Source organism: Chitinophaga caeni, from assembly GCF_002557795.1.
GTDB classification, from domain to species: Bacteria; Bacteroidota; Bacteroidia; order Chitinophagales; family Chitinophagaceae; genus Chitinophaga; species Chitinophaga caeni.
In genome coordinates this window covers 4,241,954-4,260,407 of sequence record NZ_CP023777.1, presented here as the reverse complement: position 1 = coordinate 4,260,407, position 18,454 = coordinate 4,241,954, and the positions used below count along the sequence as shown (strand labels likewise).

At 43.2% G+C, this 18,454-nt stretch carries 11 protein-coding genes; 8 read left to right on the top strand and 3 right to left on the bottom strand.

The features are described 5' to 3' along the window. Positions 1 to 124 precede the first annotated feature (124 nt). The 8 genes from COR50_RS17915 to COR50_RS17880 all read left to right on the top strand — a co-directional run bounded on the left by COR50_RS17915 (position 125) and on the right by COR50_RS17880 (position 12,139). Positions 125 to 1,231 (top strand): pyridoxal phosphate-dependent aminotransferase, encoded by a 1,107-nt coding sequence (locus tag COR50_RS17915; protein WP_098195262.1) that lies wholly within the window; start codon positions 125 to 127, stop codon positions 1,229 to 1,231. 608 nt (positions 1,232 to 1,839) lie between these two features. Beyond that, positions 1,840 to 2,388: an RNA polymerase sigma-70 factor gene (locus COR50_RS17910; protein ID WP_157760980.1), complete on the top strand. Its 549-nt coding sequence runs from the start codon at positions 1,840 to 1,842 to the stop codon at positions 2,386 to 2,388. A 92-nt stretch (positions 2,389 to 2,480) separates the two neighbouring features. After that, the gene (locus COR50_RS17905) at positions 2,481 to 3,512 is read left to right on the top strand and encodes a FecR family protein (RefSeq protein ID WP_157760978.1); all 1,032 of its coding nucleotides are present in this window, start codon (positions 2,481 to 2,483) and stop codon (positions 3,510 to 3,512) included. A 34-nt stretch (positions 3,513 to 3,546) separates the two neighbouring features. Next, entirely contained in the window at positions 3,547 to 7,107 is a 3,561-nt protein-coding gene (locus COR50_RS17900; protein WP_098195259.1) for a SusC/RagA family TonB-linked outer membrane protein, read from the top strand. Positions 7,108 to 7,129: 22 nt separating this feature from the next. Continuing rightward, the gene (locus COR50_RS17895; RefSeq protein WP_098195258.1) at positions 7,130 to 8,488 is read left to right on the top strand and encodes a RagB/SusD family nutrient uptake outer membrane protein; all 1,359 of its coding nucleotides are present in this window, start codon (positions 7,130 to 7,132) and stop codon (positions 8,486 to 8,488) included. Positions 8,489 to 8,512: 24 nt separating this feature from the next. Continuing rightward, positions 8,513 to 10,498 (top strand): TlpA family protein disulfide reductase, encoded by a 1,986-nt coding sequence (locus tag COR50_RS17890; RefSeq protein WP_098195257.1) that lies wholly within the window; start codon positions 8,513 to 8,515, stop codon positions 10,496 to 10,498. Beyond that, on the top strand, positions 10,495 to 11,556 hold the full coding sequence (locus COR50_RS17885) for an alpha/beta hydrolase family protein (RefSeq protein ID WP_098195256.1): 1,062 nt from the start codon (positions 10,495 to 10,497) through the stop codon (positions 11,554 to 11,556). Before COR50_RS17890 ends, COR50_RS17885 begins: the two co-directional genes overlap by 4 nt. A 118-nt stretch (positions 11,557 to 11,674) precedes the next feature. Then, positions 11,675 to 12,139 (top strand): DUF1572 domain-containing protein, encoded by a 465-nt coding sequence (locus tag COR50_RS17880; RefSeq protein ID WP_098195255.1) that lies wholly within the window; start codon positions 11,675 to 11,677, stop codon positions 12,137 to 12,139. Between the two features lie 60 nt (positions 12,140 to 12,199). On the opposite strand, the gene COR50_RS17875 is transcribed toward COR50_RS17880, so the two are convergent. From COR50_RS17875 to COR50_RS17865, 3 genes are all read right to left on the bottom strand, one after another. Further along, on the bottom strand, positions 12,200 to 13,261 hold the full coding sequence (locus COR50_RS17875; protein ID WP_198405692.1) for a TlpA disulfide reductase family protein: 1,062 nt from the start codon (positions 13,259 to 13,261) through the stop codon (positions 12,200 to 12,202). A gap of 85 nt (positions 13,262 to 13,346) precedes the next feature. After that, positions 13,347 to 14,876 carry a RagB/SusD family nutrient uptake outer membrane protein gene (locus COR50_RS17870; protein ID WP_098195253.1) on the bottom strand — a complete coding sequence of 510 codons (1,530 nt, stop codon included), beginning with the start codon at positions 14,874 to 14,876 and terminating at the stop codon, positions 13,347 to 13,349. A gap of 18 nt (positions 14,877 to 14,894) precedes the next feature. Beyond that, on the bottom strand, positions 14,895 to 18,452 hold the full coding sequence (locus COR50_RS17865) for a SusC/RagA family TonB-linked outer membrane protein (RefSeq protein ID WP_157760976.1): 3,558 nt from the start codon (positions 18,450 to 18,452) through the stop codon (positions 14,895 to 14,897). Positions 18,453 to 18,454: the final 2 nt, after the last annotated feature.

Sequence of the window (18,454 nt, the reverse complement as noted above, 5' to 3'; positions counted from 1 at the left end):
TTTAACATCAGCGCTTTACAAAATAACAGTATATTTAAATGTAAAATGCTTATCAAACGATTACATGATAATTTCGTTTGTAAGAAAAAAGTTATCCTGATCGTGAAAATTAAAAACTATCTCTATGCAACCCAATAGAAGACAATGGCTTCAACAAATAGGACTGGGAACGTTGGCTTTAGGTCTTTCCAGTTTAGAATCTTTTGCTGCACCGGCAAATAACGAGGGGAAAAGCCGCAGTTTAGCCCCTTCGGATGTCATCCGCTTAAGTTCAAACGAAAATCCATACGGTCCATCCCCGATGGCCAGGAGCGCCATGATCGAGAATATGATGAAAAGTAATCGCTATAATTGGGACATTACCTCCGAATTAATGAAAGCGATTGCCGATAAAAATAACTTACCCGGGGAAAATATTCTTGTCACGGCAGGATCTACAGAGATTTTAAACTTGTTAGCCGTTTATTATTCCATGCAAAAAGGGAATTTTGTCATTGCGGATCCTTCCTTTACTAATTGGACGAACATTGCTGTACAGCAAGGATTGACAAAAATTGCCGTGCCGCTAGATGAAAATAAACGCAATGACCTGGATGCGATGCAGTCGAAGATCACGGGAGAAACAAGATTTGTTTATATCTGTAATCCGAATAATCCCACCGCAACGATCGTAGATGCCACGAAATTGAGAGATTTTATCCGGGAGGCAGCAAAGAAAACAATGGTTGTTGTAGATGAAGCCTACCTGGAGTTTACCGAAGAACCATCTGTTTGTGATATGGTAAAGGACATAAAAAATTTAATCGTCATCAGGACCTTCTCTAAAATATACGGCATGGCTGGCGCAAGGGTTGGTTACGCGATGGCGCATCCCGATACAATCGATGCCCTCCTCAAGCTTAAAGTATGGCCTAACGGCGATATCAGCGTGATGTCGAGAGTAGGTGCGATGGCAGCGTTAAAGGACAAGGATTTTTTTAATGACTGTAATATAAAAAATAACGCGGCACGTGCTTATACGGTATCACAGTTGCAATCCAAGGGTTTACATTGCATACCTTCTTACACGAACTTCATTTATTTTTCATTGAAAGAATATGAACATGACTTTTTTGACGTATTGAAGATTAATAAAATACAAGGAACTGGAATCTATGAGCAAGAAGGGAAATGGACTCGCATTACAGTAGGCACCATGGAAGAGATGCAACGTTTTATATCGGTGATTTAGAAAAGATTAGGACCCGGTAATAGTAAACATGTATAGAAGTCATAGTTGTTCGAAATCAGGATTCGTATTATGAATGCTTAGTCGAAATACCCAAAAAATTTGCTGGTTCGAGCTTCCAAGCTCGGACCCACACAGAGTTGAGGACATTTACAAATGTACCGGGAATGAAATTGTACTTACTCCTTGCACCACGAACTGCCAATTGTTAGATTCCAGTTGCTGCCGAACAAGATGTTCTATCAGTAGAACGTTGTTCCATATGGGAGTCCGAGCTTGGAAGCTCGAACTAGCAATGTTCGGGATCTCGAACTAGCAATGCTCGGGATCTCGAACCAGCAATGCCTGAGGATCTCGAACCAGCAATGCTTGGGATCTCGAACCAGCGATGCTTGGGGATCTCGAACCAGCAATGCTCGGGATCTCGAACTAGCAATTATCATACTATACTAATAATGAATGCTTTAGTAGATAGAATATACATGCTGATTATTTGCTATCCCATTGTGATCCATAAATTTATCCAGATATATGAAATATCAAAATGTTTACCCTGCAATTGGAAACTTAATATTTTTTGTAAGTTTGATGTTGAAACTTATAGTTTACACATGGGAAAAAGGGAAGGTATTATACGGGATTCGGATCAAATGTTGTTGGAGCAATTCACGGCATATTTCCGCCTGTATGAGAACCCGCTTTATAATTTTGCCCTGAAAACCGTTCAATCTGAGATCCTTGCCAGGGATATTATCCAGGAAGTGTTTATTAAACTATGGTCGATCCGTGAGCGTTTCAGCCAGATCGATAACATGGAAGATTACCTATACCGTATGGTGCGTAATAAGGTGATGGATGTACTGCGCCAATTGGCCAATGACCGCAAACTGAGAACTGAATATTTTAACGGTCACCAATGGGAGGATACGAATGTATATGATACCATCGTCCTGAAAGAATACGAAGTGGCCCTTTCTGAGGCTGTTAGCCAACTGCCTCCGCAAAGGAGGATTATATACCAGTTGAGCCATGTAGAAGGTAAATCTAGGAAGGAAATTGCCAGCAAATTAAATATATCCCCATCTACCGTAAAGAACCAGTTAACCGCCGCCATGGCCTATCTCCGTAGCGTGATCAAGGATCATGTGAAATTATTTTAAATTTTTTTTTCACTGCAATAGGACATCGCCCTGTTCTAAACGTCATATAGTTGTTGTTCCCTTGGCGGGAAACAACTTTAATCAATTTTACTTTGGACCAGGAACAATTTAGAAGATTATTTAAACTGTACGTCTCCGGGAAGTGCAGCCCGGAAGAACGGGATGCTTTTTTTGATTGGTATCAACAACACCAAGACGAAGAAGGGATGAAAACGCTGTTAGATGAGCTATACGATGAAGTAAAATTGAATACCAATTCTCCTGCCTTTATATCCGCGGATGGTAAATTGGATATCCCGGGCGAAGGTTTTAATAAAACCAAAGTTGTACCAATCGCCCGCAAACAATTGCGGAGATGGTATTATGCTGCCGCGGTGGTATTGGTTGCCGGCATCGCATCTTGGTTGATTGCCGGTTCCGGATCGCAAGTCAACGAACTTGCCTTCCACTACCGGGATACTAACAAGGTGGAAGTGATCGCGGCTTATACGACCGTCAGAACAGGAAATAACGAAAGGAAAGTGATCGTATTATCGGATAGTACGAGGATCGTGCTAAACGGGGGGACGGAATTACGGTATCCCGATCATTTCGAAGATAATTTAAGGGAAGTGTACCTGGAAGGGGAAGCTTATTTCGAGGTGAGCAAAGCGGCACAATGGCCCTTTGTTATCGAAAGTCCCGGAAAGGTAAAAACAACGGTATTGGGAACTTCCTTTAACATAAAAGCTTACCCGGGTAGGCAGCAAGCGACCGTTTCCGTAGTTACAGGTAAAGTGAAAGTCAGCCAGGATAACAAGGTGCTTTCTACATTGGTAAAAGGACAGGAGTTGCAATTAGAAGTAATTACGGGCATTGCTAAAAAACGCATCGCGATACCTGCCAATATTTTGGCATGGCAATCCGGGAATATCAGCTTCACAGATGAGTCGCTAAAGGATATATTGATGGATCTACAGATCTATTATGGAACGAAGATAGAACTACAGAACGATACTTTGTCCAATGTTGTCATGACCATTGGATTCTTCAAGAACACATCTATTGAGAGTGCCCTCGACAATTTATGCGAACTGGCAAACGCTAAATATGCCAGGAATAACGGAGGTTATATAGTTTACTAACCAGGATTTCGATCAACCAATTTTAAAGTACAAGATGACAAGAAAATTTGTATCGGTGCTACTGGCATTGTTATGCCTACACTATGCCGCTGTATTTGGCCAGCAGAAAGAAGCCAAGATTACGTTGCATTTGTCGCAAGTGCCCATGAAGGAAGCTTTGAGGCAGGTGCAGTTGCAATCCGGTAAGTTTATCGGTTACCAGTCCAAGGATTTGGATGGGCTGAAACCGGTGACCTACCAATGTAAAGATGAATCTTTGAATACAGTGATGGATCAATTATTGAATGGGACTCATTTGACCTATACGATAAAAGGCCAGAATGTATTAATCAAAAAATTGCCCAAGGAAGCGCAGGAAGAGAAGGATCAAAATACTTCTACTCCTGCCTCAGCAGGCAAAAGAAAGCTGGAAGGAAAGGTAGTGAATAGCGATCAGCAAGGTATTCCCGGTGTTTCTATCGTCGGGCTTCAATCTCAAAAGATGGCATTTACTAATGATAACGGCGAGTTTTTTATAGAACTACCGGGTAATGAAACCATGTTGATATTTTCGAGTATCGGGTATGAACGTAGGAATGTGATGCTGGGAACCAGCAAGGTTTTGAAGGTGGAACTTAATGATCGCGTAGGCTCATTGAAACAAGTTGAAGTAGTGTCTACCGGTTACGTGAACTTACCGAAGGAAAGGGCCACCGGTTCTTTCGGCGTTGTAACTGCCAAGCAATTAGAGAAAATTCCCGTGCCGAATGTTTTAAATCGCTTGGAAGGACAAGTTGCCGGGGTGCAATTAAACCTTACCGAATCTGATAACAGTTTTGTTTACGGAAATTTAAATGGTGATGGCGCCGGCGTTACCAGTTATAATATTACGATCAGGGGAGCGACGACCTTAAATGGCGATGTTAATAAAAAGCCATTACTGGTTATCGACGGGTTTCCTACGGAGCTCGATATACGCACGATAAATCCGGCTGATGTGGAGCAGATCACCTTTCTGAAAGATGCTGCGGCGGCCTCTATTTGGGGTGCAAGGGCATCCGCGGGCGTAATCGTCATTACTACCAAGAAAGGTAAAACTAATGATGCTACCCCGAGGATTTCTTTTACTGCCGGATTCGGTTCCAATGGTAAGCCTAGGCTCAATTCACTCCCCTTGATGAATGCTTCGCAGATGATCGATTATGAGCAGGAATTGGTTGATAAGGGCATGATATACGATCCTACAACGCTCTCCCCCGCACAGCAACTACCTGTAAGCCAAGCGGTGGATTGGATGTTTAAGTTTAAAAGGAATGAAATTTCACAAACACAACTCGATAGCGCCCTGGACGTGTTAAGGGGCCGCGACTCCCGCCAGCAGGTTAAGGATTACCTGTTACAAGAAGCTACAACACAACACTATGATATTAATGTAAGTGGCGGTACAGATAGGCATACTTATTTTATTTCAGGCGCCTATGACAGGGAAAATACAGCTGTTAAAGGGAACTTCGGTGAAAGGATGACGCTTTCCATTAATCAAGATTTTAAATTCTTTAAGAACATTACCTTATCTGCTAATTTAAGGGGCAACTGGTTCCGTGTCAAGAACGGTAATTACGGTTACGGTGTGTATGCGGCTTCAGGATCGCCTTTTATGCCTTACGACCAGATCGTTGATGAGAACGGTAACCGTGTTTATTATTCAAAAGCTTACTACGGTGGTCGCCTGGACGGCTTAGAGGCGCAAGGATATCTTCCCTGGAAGCTGAATTACCTGGATGAACTTGAATTAAACAATACAGGTGTCAACGAAAGTAATTATGCTGCCAATTTCGCTTTAAACATTCCTATTTATAAAGGACTTTCCTTGAATACGCGGTACATGATTGAAAGGGGGACTTCCACTTCCGAAGCTTTATACGATGAGAAAAGTTATTACGCTAGGAACCTGGTTAATTCCGCGACTTCTATCGATGCAAATGGAGAGCTGGTTTACGGCATACCCAAAGGGGCGATCGTGAACTACATGGAATACAATAAAAATAATTACAGCTTCCGCGAACAATTGAACTTCGACCGTAATTTTAAAGGTGTACACCAGGTGAATGCTATTGCCGGTATGGAGGTGCGCCAAACCATCGAGATGGGTAAAGGAAATTCTCTCTACGGTTATAATAAGGAGCGGCAACTGAGTCAACCGGTCGATTATTCTACGCCTTTCATTTCGGTGGATGGATATTATAGGAACTTAAATTATAATGCTAGTTATACGGATGTCCGCAAGCGTTATTTATCTTATTTCGGTAATTTCTCTTATACCTACCAAGGTAAATATACATTGTCCGGTAGCGCCCGTTACGATGATTATAACAACTTTGGCCTGGATAAAAAATTCCGTGCTAAGCCTTTCTGGTCCACCGGCTTTGCTTGGGCTGCAAACAAGGAACATTTCCTTGAGAATGTTGATTGGTTGAGCAGCTTAACAGCCAGGGTAACTTACGGTATTAATGGTAATATCAGTTTATCGGCATTGCCATATGACCAGATTTATCTTGTTAACGATGCTTACAGCCCGCCGTATGATCCCTATGCCGGCATATTATTCCCGGCGAATCCTTCCTTGCGTTGGGAGCAAACCGGTATTTATAATTTCGGTATAGATTTCGGTTTATTCAATCACCGGTTAAATGGTTCTGCGGAATTGTATTATAAGAAAGGAAAGGATCTATTCGCTTCCTTCCCGGTAGACAATACTTTAGGTTTTAACCAGATCACGAGGAATACCGCGACCCTTTCAGGACAAGGGGTGGATTTATCGCTCGATTATCAAATTATCCGTTCCAAGGATTTTAGTTGGAATACGCGCATGGTATTCTCTTATAATAAGAACGAGGTTACAGATTCAAGGTTTAATATTACAAGTACCTTGTTACAATCAGCCGGTTTTGCCGGACCTATCAAGGGTTATTCTTCCGATTACGTAATGGCATTCCGTTACCTGGGTCTCGATGCTAATGGCAGCCCGTTGATCCGCGGAGCGAAAGGGGATACATTGAATATTTACCAGTCGCCAACTTCCATTGATGACTTGAAGTACGTAGGCAACAGGTCCCCGAGGTACTTCGGTAGCCTTAGCCAAACATTCCGTTATAAGGGCTTGTCCTTATATTTCTTAGCCACATATAAATTCGGTTACGTGTTTAGGAAAGATGTGCCTTCGCATTATCCTGGCAGGTATGGATTTACAACATACGATTACAATAACCTACTCGCGGATCGTTGGCGCAAACCAGGCGATGAGGCTTTTACAGATGTGCCGGGTTTGGTGGGCAACGGTACAACGGGATTGATTCGGTATGTGAATGCTGATATGAATTACTTGAGCGGTGATCACATCCGCTTACGAGAAATTTCATTGACTTACGATTTGCCTGGAAATCTGTTCACAAGGATACCGGTTAAAGGAATATCATTATCAGCCGCGGGAAGAAACCTGGGAATGATTTGGACGAAGAATGAATTGCATTGGGATCCCGATTTTCCGCCATCCAGTTCGAATTTGAAACTGCGACCATCGGCTTCGTATAATTTCTCCCTGAACGTTACTTTTTGATCTCACGAGTAATTTATAGCATATGAAACTATCAAAAATATTTATAGCCATCATTTCTACTGCAAGCCTGTTCCAGTCTTGTAGTAATTATACCGATATTAAAACCGGGGGAGCATTAACCCCCGGCGAATATGAGAATTACCGTTACCTGATGAATAACATGGGCGTCCTGGAGCGTTCAATAGACATGCCGGATATGACTTCGGATGATATAGAATACCTCGATACTACCATGCAAACTTCGTTGGCGCTCAGCTTCAGGAACGCTTATACCTGGTCTGAAAATTTTTATGATGCAACCTCCGAAGATCCGGATTGGGGGCTTTTGTACGCATCCAACTACTACTGTAACCTGGTAATTAAGGATGTTATGTCAAGTACAGACGGTACCCTGGAGGAGAAGGAAGGTTTGATTGCTGAAGCCCGCGTACATCGTGCGTATAATTATTTTACGTTGGTCAATGAATACGGTCGGCAGTATAATGAAGCCACGGCAGCAACGGACTTAGGCGTGCCATTGATCTTGGAACCGAATGTGTCTATCACTCCCGTAAGGGCAACGGTAAAAGCTGCGTATGACTTGGTGTTGGCGGATTTAAAATCTGCCATCGCAGATTTGCCTGCCAAGCCTAGATATAATATCTACCCTTCTAAAGCTGCTGCTTATGCGTTGCTTGCACGGGTATATCTGCAAATGGGGAATTATACACCCGCCGGGTTATATGCCGACAGCGCCTTGTCCATACAAAATACCTTGTTGGATCTGCCAACGGTAGCAACGATGCCTCTGAGGTTAGATAATCCTGAAATTATATTATCCAAGAAAGCGGGGCAGAGTCATGCCTACAGCGCCTACCAGGTTTTAAGTAGCGATTTGTTGTCGCTTTTCGATACGAATGACTTCCGTTATAGCAAGCTTACCAGGGATTTAACGACGAACGGGAAAACCTTCAGGGTGAATAACATGGAATCATTGAACTATGAAAATAGAAACATTGGACCATCTGTGCCTGAAATGATGCTGGTTGCCGCGGAGTGTAAAGCAAGGAATAACGAGGTGGCCGCTGCTATGGAGATACTGAATACCCTTAGGGCTAAACGCTTTAATCCCGGTGATTTAATCTTGTTGAATGCAAGCAATGCGGATGAAGCGCTGGAAATTGTTATCGAGGAGCGTAGAAGGGAATTAATGTTTAAATGTGCCCGCTGGTTCGATCAAAAACGTTTGTTCAATGACAGCAGGTTTGCGAAAAATATTTCCAGGACGAACCTCGTAACCGGCCAAACCGCGGTGCTGGAACCCGGCAGCAACCGTTACTTGTTCCCGGTGCCTTTATATAATATACAGTTGAACCCGTCTTTGGAACAGAACCCGAGATAATATTATCGAATGAAATAGGAAATCATGAAACTTATTTGGAAAGCTTTAGGGCTGATACCGCTGCTTTGTAGCTTGCAAAGTATAGCCCAGCAAAATTTAAAATTCTATCCCGAAGTGCCGGTGAACGGCAAGGAATGTATGCTCCTTTACAAAGCTGAAGGTACCGTGCTCGAAGGGAAAGCCCCGGTTAGTGGTATCATGTGGTATTATAAAGATAAGGCCTGGGATGCCATCGATATTAATATGAGCTTATCCGATTCCGGTTGGGTTGGTAAGGTTGATATACCTAAAAATGCAGTTTTTGCCGCTTTTAATTTCAATTCGGGTAAGGTAATCGATAATTGCGGGAAACAGCCTTACGCGATCTTTATCCGGTCGGATGAGGGGCGGGAAGCGCCCGGTTCATACGCCGCTTGGGGAATGCTAAAAAGCAAGGTTACTGCCGGGATGGTTCCGCAGGTAATCAACGATTCCGCTTATATAACCGATGAAGTTGCGCTGTTTTGGATGAATAATGAGCTGAAATATTTTCCCGCCAGCCGTAGGGATATATTTTATCCTGCCATGATGATTCTGAAGCATTCAGGTGCGCAGAGAGCGGATACAATTATTAGGAGGGAAATCGCATTTATGAGCAACCTCAAGGATTTAACAGAAATGGAATGGAGGAAGATTAGTAAAGCCTACCGTGAATTACTACATGAAAGCGGACGGGCGGATTCGGTTGATCGGGCTATTGTAAATAAATTTCCGGGTGGTATTACCGCGAGGGATCAAGCCATTTACAGCTTATTCAGGGCAGATGTTTCAAAGAAAATATCGTTATGGAAAACGTTTCAGCAACAGTTCCCTTTGAAAAAATTCCAAAATGTAAATACGGATATCAGCAATTCGTATTATGAAAAAGTATTCCGAGGTATTGTTTACCAAGAATTAAAGGAACATAATTGGAATCTATCGGTGCTTGATGAATATATTGATGTAGCTCCTTTTACTAGCCTAACGGAATTTCATCGCCTGCTGATCATAAATGCTATCGAACATGACCAAGCTAATTTTGATTCTGCCTTCGACTACTCCGTAAAATTGGTAAAAGCTATCGAAGCTTATAAGTATAAGAGGATTGGCCAGCATAGCAATTTTTATTCCCCCGAACAATGGGAGAATGAAATTCTCAAATTTGCGGCGCCTGCCTTCCTGGGGCATGCATCGTTATTACACCGTAAAGGTATGGATAAGGATGCCCTGGCCTGGATCTTGAAAGTAAAAGATCAACCGCTGGCAGAACAGTCGAAATTCATGGATTTATACGCACAATTGTTAGAAGCTAACGGCAAACATGATGATGCGATGCAAGTTGCCTTGATGGCTGCCAAGATGAATAAAGCCGCCCCCGCTATGATCGATCTTCTAAAACAAGATTATATCAAAAAGCATAATAACAGTGATGGCTTTGATGCATATTTCAATTCTTTAAAAGATAGTAAGGAGCTTAATGCAGAGCTTGAGGCTTTAAGGCAAGAATTGATACATACACCTGCGCCGGACTTTCAACTGGAAAAATTGACCGGGGGAAAAGTGAAGCTCTCTAAGTTGAAAGGAAAGGTCGTGGTGATTGATTTCTGGGCTACCTGGTGCGGTCCCTGCAAAGAGGCCTTACCCGGTATGCAAATGGCTGTAAACCGCTTCAAAGATGATAAAGATGTGGTTTTCTTATTTATCGCGACCCAAGAAACGAAGGCCGATTATAAAGAACAGATCAAAAAATTCTTAGCCGCGAAAAATTATAATATCGATGTCTTGCTGGATGGGAAAAATCCTGCAACCGGAAAGTTAGATGCCGCCTTTAGTAAATACCAAAGTATATTAAAATTCTCGGGTATACCTGCAAAACTGATCATCGACCAGGATGGCGTTGTACGCTGGAAAGGTATCGGCTATCACGGTAGTCCCAGCGCTTTGGCTGATGAAATGGCATACTTGATTAAAACGGTGAAAGAAAACAAATGATGAAAATATGGATCATTGCGGCCCTTAGTTTGATGATTTTGCCTGTATACGCACAGCAATCCCGGAAGGTTTATTTTAATAATAATGATACGATCCGCTTCGGTGCAACGTATACTATACCGGCTGGAAAATCGAGCTACCCGGCTATCATCCTGGTGTCTGGCACCGGGAAGCAGGATAGGGATGGTACGATGGCCGGGCACAAGATGTTTAAATACTTAGCCGATTCTTTATCCGCGGCTGGTTTTGCAGTGCTAAGAATGGATGACAGGGGCGTAGGTGAAACGAATGGTATTTACGAGCTGGCTACCACCGAAGATTTCGCGAACGATGCTTTGGCTGCATTAGGTTATCTGCAAAGACAGCCCGGGGTTTCGAAAGTTGGCTTGCTGGGCCATAGTGAAGGTGGAGCTGCGGTAATGATCGCGGCGGCTAAAGATGATAGGGTGGCCTTTGTAATAACTTTGGCGGGATTAGCTACGCCGGGTTTAGAAGCATTACGTTTGCAAAATAAAGCGATTATCGATGCCGCGCCGATATCTGATTATGATAAGAACCGACATTGGACGATCAACAGCATGATGTTCGATACCGTTTATCATTACGCGGGGAAACCGGGGTTGGAGCAGAAATTAAGGGATACATATGCACAATGGAAACATAAAGATGACAGCGCTTTTGCTAAAGATCGTCCCGGTGAACATGATCATATGCGTTTCTTTATTGAGTCTTACGCCAGGCAGGCCACGGGCGCTTGGTACCAGTTTCATATTAAGTTCGATCCTGCCCGCTATTTACACGAGATCAAAGTACCCTTTTTCGCAATGAATGGCGATAAGGATATTATGGTTCCTGCGCATCCTAACCTCGATAATATACGGGAAATGCTAAACGAGGGGGGTAACTACCAAGTAAAAACAGTCCTGGTACCCAGTATGAATCATTTGATGTTACACTGTGATACTTGCACAAATGCCGAGCTTACAAAATTGCACGGCGATTTTGATCTTGCTGCCTGGCGTTCGTTAAAAGAATGGCTTGTAACCCATATCTTATAAACCTACCATTATTATATGTTATAAGAAAGCTGCCATGAATGTGGCGGCTTTCTTTTTTGAAACTGTTCGTTTATAATAAAATAATCCTGTAAATTTAAATGGATGAAATTTAAATGACATGTTGACCAAACAACTTGCAAAACATTTTCGTGATGTTCATTTCGGCGGGAATTGGACCAGTGTGAACTTAAAAGATAGCCTCGCGGGTATCGATGTGGCAATGGCTACCCGTAAAGTAAATGATCTCAATGCAATTGCTGTATTGGTGTTTCATATTCATTATTACATCGTTGCCATTAAAGGCGTTTTGGAAGGAAAACCACTGGATGCACATGACCGGTATAGTTTTGATTTAAAACCTTTGGAATCGGAAGGGGAATGGCAGTCGTTGATTCAAAAATCCTTGGATGATGCCGGGCAGCTTGCCCATTTAATCGAAAATCTGGATGAAGAAATGCTGCACAAGGATTTTGTAGATCCTAAATATGGAAATTACTTGAGGAATATTCTGGGTTTAACAGAACATTGCCATTACCACCTCGGTCAAATAGTAATCATAAAGAAATTGCTCAACAAGGCGTAAAAAACCGGGTATGAGCAAACTCGTACCCGGTAAAGTTTGGCATTATGCTATAACGCAACCTTAAAGTATTTTTGATAATACAGCTTCCAATGCCTTGCCGCGTAAATTTTTGGCAATGATTTTACCGCTTGGATCAACCAGGAAGTTCTGCGGTATTGCCTGTACGCTATAAATCGTTCCCGCCGCTTTTTCTTTGTCCCTACTATCGATTACTTGGGGCCATAGTAGGCCGTCTTCATGTATCGCTTTCAGCCAGTTTTTTTCATTGATATCATATGTTATTCCAAGAATATTAAAATTCTTAGCACGGTATTTTTTATAGGCCTCAAGCAGGTTGGGGTTTTCGTCGCGGCAAGGATGGCACCAGCTTGCCCAAAAATCAACCAGGATATATTGTCCCCTGAAATCGGTTAACGAAACCATGTTTCCCGCGGTATCTTTTAGAGCGAAATTGGGCGCCATTTTACCAACGGAAGTCGCAACGATTTGACGGATCAATTTACCAACTTCTTTACCTTCTTCTGAATTTTTCAGCTTAGGGGACAAGGATTGATACATTTCATCGAGTAGTTCACTTTCTACCGGGATCGGGAACAGGTACGTCTGAATCGTTTGCAAAGAAAGGTAGCTATCCGGGTGTTGTTTGATGAACTTGGTAACAAATTGTTCTTCCGTAGTTCCCTTGATGGAAGCATAACTATCTCTCTCAATTTTATGCTTCCGGAAGCCTGCCGTGAATGACTCGTATAATTGCTGCGATTTAGAACCTTTCACTTTTACGTGTTTGATGGAATCATCTACTGCCAACTCTATGTTGCCGGGTTCAATATAAATATTAGTCATATCCCTATGGGTACTCCCGGAGCTGCTTGCTCCGTGATTCAGTACAATGGTGGCTCTCACGGGGTGATGCAAGGTGCCGCTGAACCTGAATGTTCCATTTACAATTTCCGCAGAATCGACTATGTATTTTTTTTGATCTGAATAACTTAAATGGACTTTCGTTGCATTTCCCGGCTCTTTCAATTTCCCGGTAATGCTAAATTTCCCTTGCGCATCCGAGCTGATATTGGTAAGGCAGAGTAATCCCGTAGCGATACCTGCGAGGAGTAATTTTCTCATGACGATAATTTTTTGCATGGCTCTAGCTGGCGGGGATAATTTTCATATCCCCGCGGCTAGCAGAATCCATAAATTGAGTGTTTAATTAGAAAGGACGTTCATCCAGCGGGATACCCCAACCTGGATTTAGTTTCAAGACATTATTTGATTTAGGGATGATAAAATCTTCGGAATTTACATGTCCTTGGTATATTTCTGTACCTACCCGGTGTTCTATGATGGTTTTAGACCAGGGTTTCCCGGTTTCCAGGCCATATCTCTTCAGGTCCAGGAAACGTTTTATATGGCCGATAGGAAGTTCCCTTCTCCTTTCTTCCAACACGAGTTGGATGGTTGCTTCTTGGGAAGGTGGAATGGCTAAATCTGGGCTCCCGGTTTTTAGCCTGTACTTACGGAGCAGGTTGATGTCGGCCATGGCTTCACCCGGCTTATTCAACCGCGCGTTTGCTTCTGCCCGCATCAGGAGTACTTCGGGGTAGCTGAAGCCGCAGGTCATCTCGAACTTGGGATAAGAAGTTCCCGTTGCATAGGCGCCCCTGTAATATTGGATTCTTTGCCCGTCATCATAAGTTATGCCGCTAAAGGTCGTTTTATAACCGGTTGCGGTCAGCAAGTAATATGAATAACGGAGATCATGATCCGCGTCGAAAAGTTGAATAAATTCTTCCGACGGATAAGAGGCGCTGACCCTGCCTGCTTTTAGGTCGGATGACCTGTAAAACAGTATCTCGCGGCTATTCGGTAAATGGATTTTATTATCCGGACTTACGATCGCGCTACTCAGTATATTGACGGGATTGGAATATGATAACTGGTTGTAATCATACAATACCTTGTCTACACCGTTTTTTGTTGCCAGTTTCCATGCTGCATCTGCATAATAAAATACACTATCATATTTCTGTGTGAAAAGGTGATAGTAGGCGAGCATAGATAATACTGCCGCTTTATTGGGGCGGGATGGGTAATTGGTTACCCCGGGAGCGTTCGGCAATGCCGCATGTAAGTCTGATAAAACATAGTCAAAAATCTCCTGCTGCGTAGATAATCCCGGAACCGGTTTGCTTACATCACTGCTGGTCAAGTAAGGGATTGTTTTCGTGCTATTATCTCCGCCGGGATGATACATAGGGCCATAGACGAGGGTTGTATTCAGATAACTCCATGCCCTGCCTGCATACGCTTGGGAGAGTACTGCTTTCGCTTCGGGCGTATTGGCATCCGGAAGAGATTTTATACCATCGATGACGTTATTGAAATATTTCATAGAGCGGTAGGTGCCCGATTCCCAGAAATAATCTGGCAAATTCGGGTTCTTGTACGGCGCCCTGAAGATGTAAGCATAGTAGTTCCCGATGTTCGGTGAATTGTTCGCTTTATAATAAACTTTTCCCATTCCTTCCGAGATTTCCAAGTTATCCGTCAGGTAGGCGAGGAAAGATTCCGAATTGTTATTTAAAAAGGGAAAGCGTACGATATCTGGATTGTCGAGCAAGTGATTATAATCCGCGATTTCTCCTGGAATCAGTTTCCCTTTGGGTTTGATGTCGAGGAATTTCTCGCAAGAGGAAAACATCACTATGCCGCCGATGAAGCTATATATTAATTTTCGCATGTTTATTCTGATTTACAATTAAAACTGGAAGCGTAATCCTAGGTAATATTCAGGCATGGGCCGGAAAGGTGTAAAACCTAGCTCCGCCTGCGCGGAACCCGGATCTATTAGCTCTATTGCTTCCGGGTCTATATGATCGCTATTCGCAGTCCACATCCAGAGATTCCTTGCTTCGAAGTTGATACTTGCATTCTTGAAAAAGCTTTTTCCTATTACTTTCTTAGGTAAGTTGTATGCTAATGTTACATCTCTTAGTTTCAAGAAATCGCCGCTTTCGACAAAAGTGTCGGAGAAAGGAAAATAAAATGCATCCAGGGAGAAGGCGGAAAGCTTCGGGTAAATAGTCGTTTTCTCATCCCCGGGTTGCCGCCAGCGTTTAGCAACATCTTTATGTTGGATATTCGTTCCATCGAAAGCTGTTCTTCTCAAAACATTGCCAGTTTTTGCTACGAACATTACGGATAGTTGTAGGCTCTTATAACTCAAGTTATTGGTCAAGCCAAAGGTGTTTTTCGGCCTTAAGGTGCCGCTATATACCAGGTCATCTACACCGATGGCGCCGCCATTTACTTTATCTCCTTTCTGATTGTAATAAATAGGGCTCCCGTTTTCATCCAACCCTGCATTGCGGTAGCTGAATACGGCATTTGCAGGATAATTTTCGCGGTTCACGGATGTCAAGAAACTCGTGGCATACAGGTAATTTACATTATATGAAATAACTTCGTTCTTATTGGATGCATAGGTTGCTAACACATTCCATCCCACTTCCTTGTCGCGCAATATGTCGGCATTGATACTGAGTTCAATACCCTTATTATTAATTTGGCCGACATTTTTTGTCAAAGAGGTGTAGCCGATCGTTGGATCAACCATATCCGGGGCCAACAAGTCCACGCTTTTACGGAAGTAATAATCTGCTGTTACATTCAACCTGTTATTGAAGAAACTCGCATCGATGCCGTAGTTATTAGTCGATGTTTTCTCCCAACGCAAGGAATTGTTTGGCGGAGAGGATATGTTGTAGGCAATATCTCCCGTGTAATTAGAGAAAGAACCCGGGCTGATAATAAGAAATGGGCCGGAGTTCAATGAAATATTCCCGTTGATGCCATAAGAGGATCTCAAGTACAATTTAGTAATCCAGGGTACATTGAAGAATGCTTCGTTGGATAATTTGTAGGTGCCGCCGACAGACCAAAGCGGTTTATAACGGTAATCCGGATTTGTTCCAAAAAAGTTGGTCTGGTCCAGGCGGATACTACCGCTAACGAGGAAACGGTAATCGAACTCGTAAGAGCCATTGGCGTACCAGGATACAAAGCGGTTGTCGCGGTAATTGTATTGGCCGATATTGACCGGGTTTTGGGGTTTGCTGGTGCCAAGCATGTCGGAGTTGTAAATCCCGGCATTGTAATCAGCATAATTGAAGGTAGCGAAAGTCCCGGATTGGTCATCGTAACCGAAACGGGTAGGGTAGGTGTTATTGTCCCAAACATCACGGGTCACTTCCGTTCCCGCGATGGCCATCACCTGGTGTTTACCAAAACTGCGGTTGAAATTCAATTGCCCGCGGATCGTATATGTTTGGTTTAATGTTCTTCCTTCTTGCACCATATCGCCGTCAGGGATGTAATGTTTTGAAGGGTTCGAGATCGAGGTGCCATCATTGTAGGCTAAACGCATCCGGTAAGAATCTTTCCCGGAGATGGATTTTGTCACTGAATTTCCCCTGATCCAAACACCGCCACCTTCAATATTCAAACCTTCCATCAATTTAACATTGATGCTACCGCCAAGACGCATCTGGAAATTTTGCGTACGGGTGATTTCATTACCTAGATCTTCCAAGGGATTATAATCCATTGGTTTCAGCCCGTCCATATTTGCATAGCGATTGATCTTGGCTGGGTTTGTTGCGAAAATATCTTGGTACTGGCCTGTTTCCGGGTTCACTACTAAATCGTATGGATGAAACATCGTAGCAGAATAGTATTCCAGGAAGCTGGGTATCGTACGCAGGGGCGCCTTAGAGGTGCTATAATTAATGTTGGAGAATAGTTTAACCGTTACATTTTTATGCGGTTTCCAATCATTTCTCAAATCAAAGATAGCCCTGTCGTTTTCTGTATATAGAGTATTACCCCTGTTGGTAACGTATTTGATTGTTGCGGCGGTCGTGTTTTTATCACTACCGCCGGAAAGTGAAATATTATGTTGTTGTGATAATTGATTACGGAACAAGTATTTTTGCAGTTGTCCTAAACCATCATTTTGCTTCATCGATTCAATTTCTGCGTCCACCTCGGTGGCAGGCATCAAACCCAAGTCCTTGGCTACCAAAAGGTAGTTAACCTTGGAAAGGTAGGAATAGCCCGCGTATTGCGCCTGGTACAAAAAGGAGCTTTGGCTGTACAGTTCCGCCTCCGCATCGATATAATCGGCAGTTGAAGAGCGGTTCAGGTAAGAGAGGTCAGGTTTTTGAATTAACCCGAAAGAACCGCGGTAGCCCACGCTCATGGTACCGGATTTTCCCTTTTTAGTGGTGATGACTATAACGCCGTTAGATGATCGTGAACCGTATATAGAGGCGGCCACCGCATCTTTTAAAACGGTAACATTCTCAACGTTATCAATATTGATCGATTCTAACCCCCCTGTAATAGGGTAACCATCAACGATGATTAACGGAGAGGTTTCAGCGTTGAAGGTTGACACGCCGCGAATTTCAATCCTGCCGTCCTTGGTAAGCGCCAAACCTGGGGCTTGCGCTTCTAGGGCCGCTTGCAGGTCGGGCCGGAGTTTATTGTTTAACTGATCTGCGCCGATGATAGCATAAGAGCCGGTTGCCCTTTCCCGCGGGATGGATTGATACCCGGTATTAACGGTGATGGCAACGGCAGCCATGTTTACACTTTGTGGCACCAGGAATATGGCCATTGGTGCAAGGCTGTTGATTTTCACTTCTTTCTTAAAGAACCCGACAAAGGAAACCTGCAATACATCACCCGGAACGGCATCAATCGTGAAATTTCCTTCACTATCAGATATCGTAGAAGTGTTTTTTCCTTTTACGCGGATAGTAGCGCCGGGTAATGCATTCCCCAAGGTATCTGCGATTCTCCCTTTCAATGCAGCCTGCGTGGGGGGGATATAAGGTTTCCTGGAAATGATGATGTCTTTCCCGACGAGGTGATAGTTTAATGGTTGGTTTTTGAATACGAGTGATAAAAAGTTTTCAATTGGCATTGATTGTACCGAGATGGTAACGGGATTGGATACCCTTAAAAGTTCCATGTTGCCGGAAACCATGTACCCGGTTTGGTTTTCGATGACGGAGAAAATTTGCTTCAGCGGTATATTTTGCCCGGAATATGTTACGGACTGGGCAATAGATTTGGCTGATAATTGCAAGCAGAAAGCCAGTAATAAGATACCGGTAAGTTTCATAATCAACAGCGATTTTTTCCAAGGAATGCGGAAGGTTCTCGTCTTCCGTTTTTCATCTACACCCCTTACTGGTAGCAGCAACCTTGAAGGAATAAATCCCTGGTTGCAAAAAGGTGATTTTTGCATAA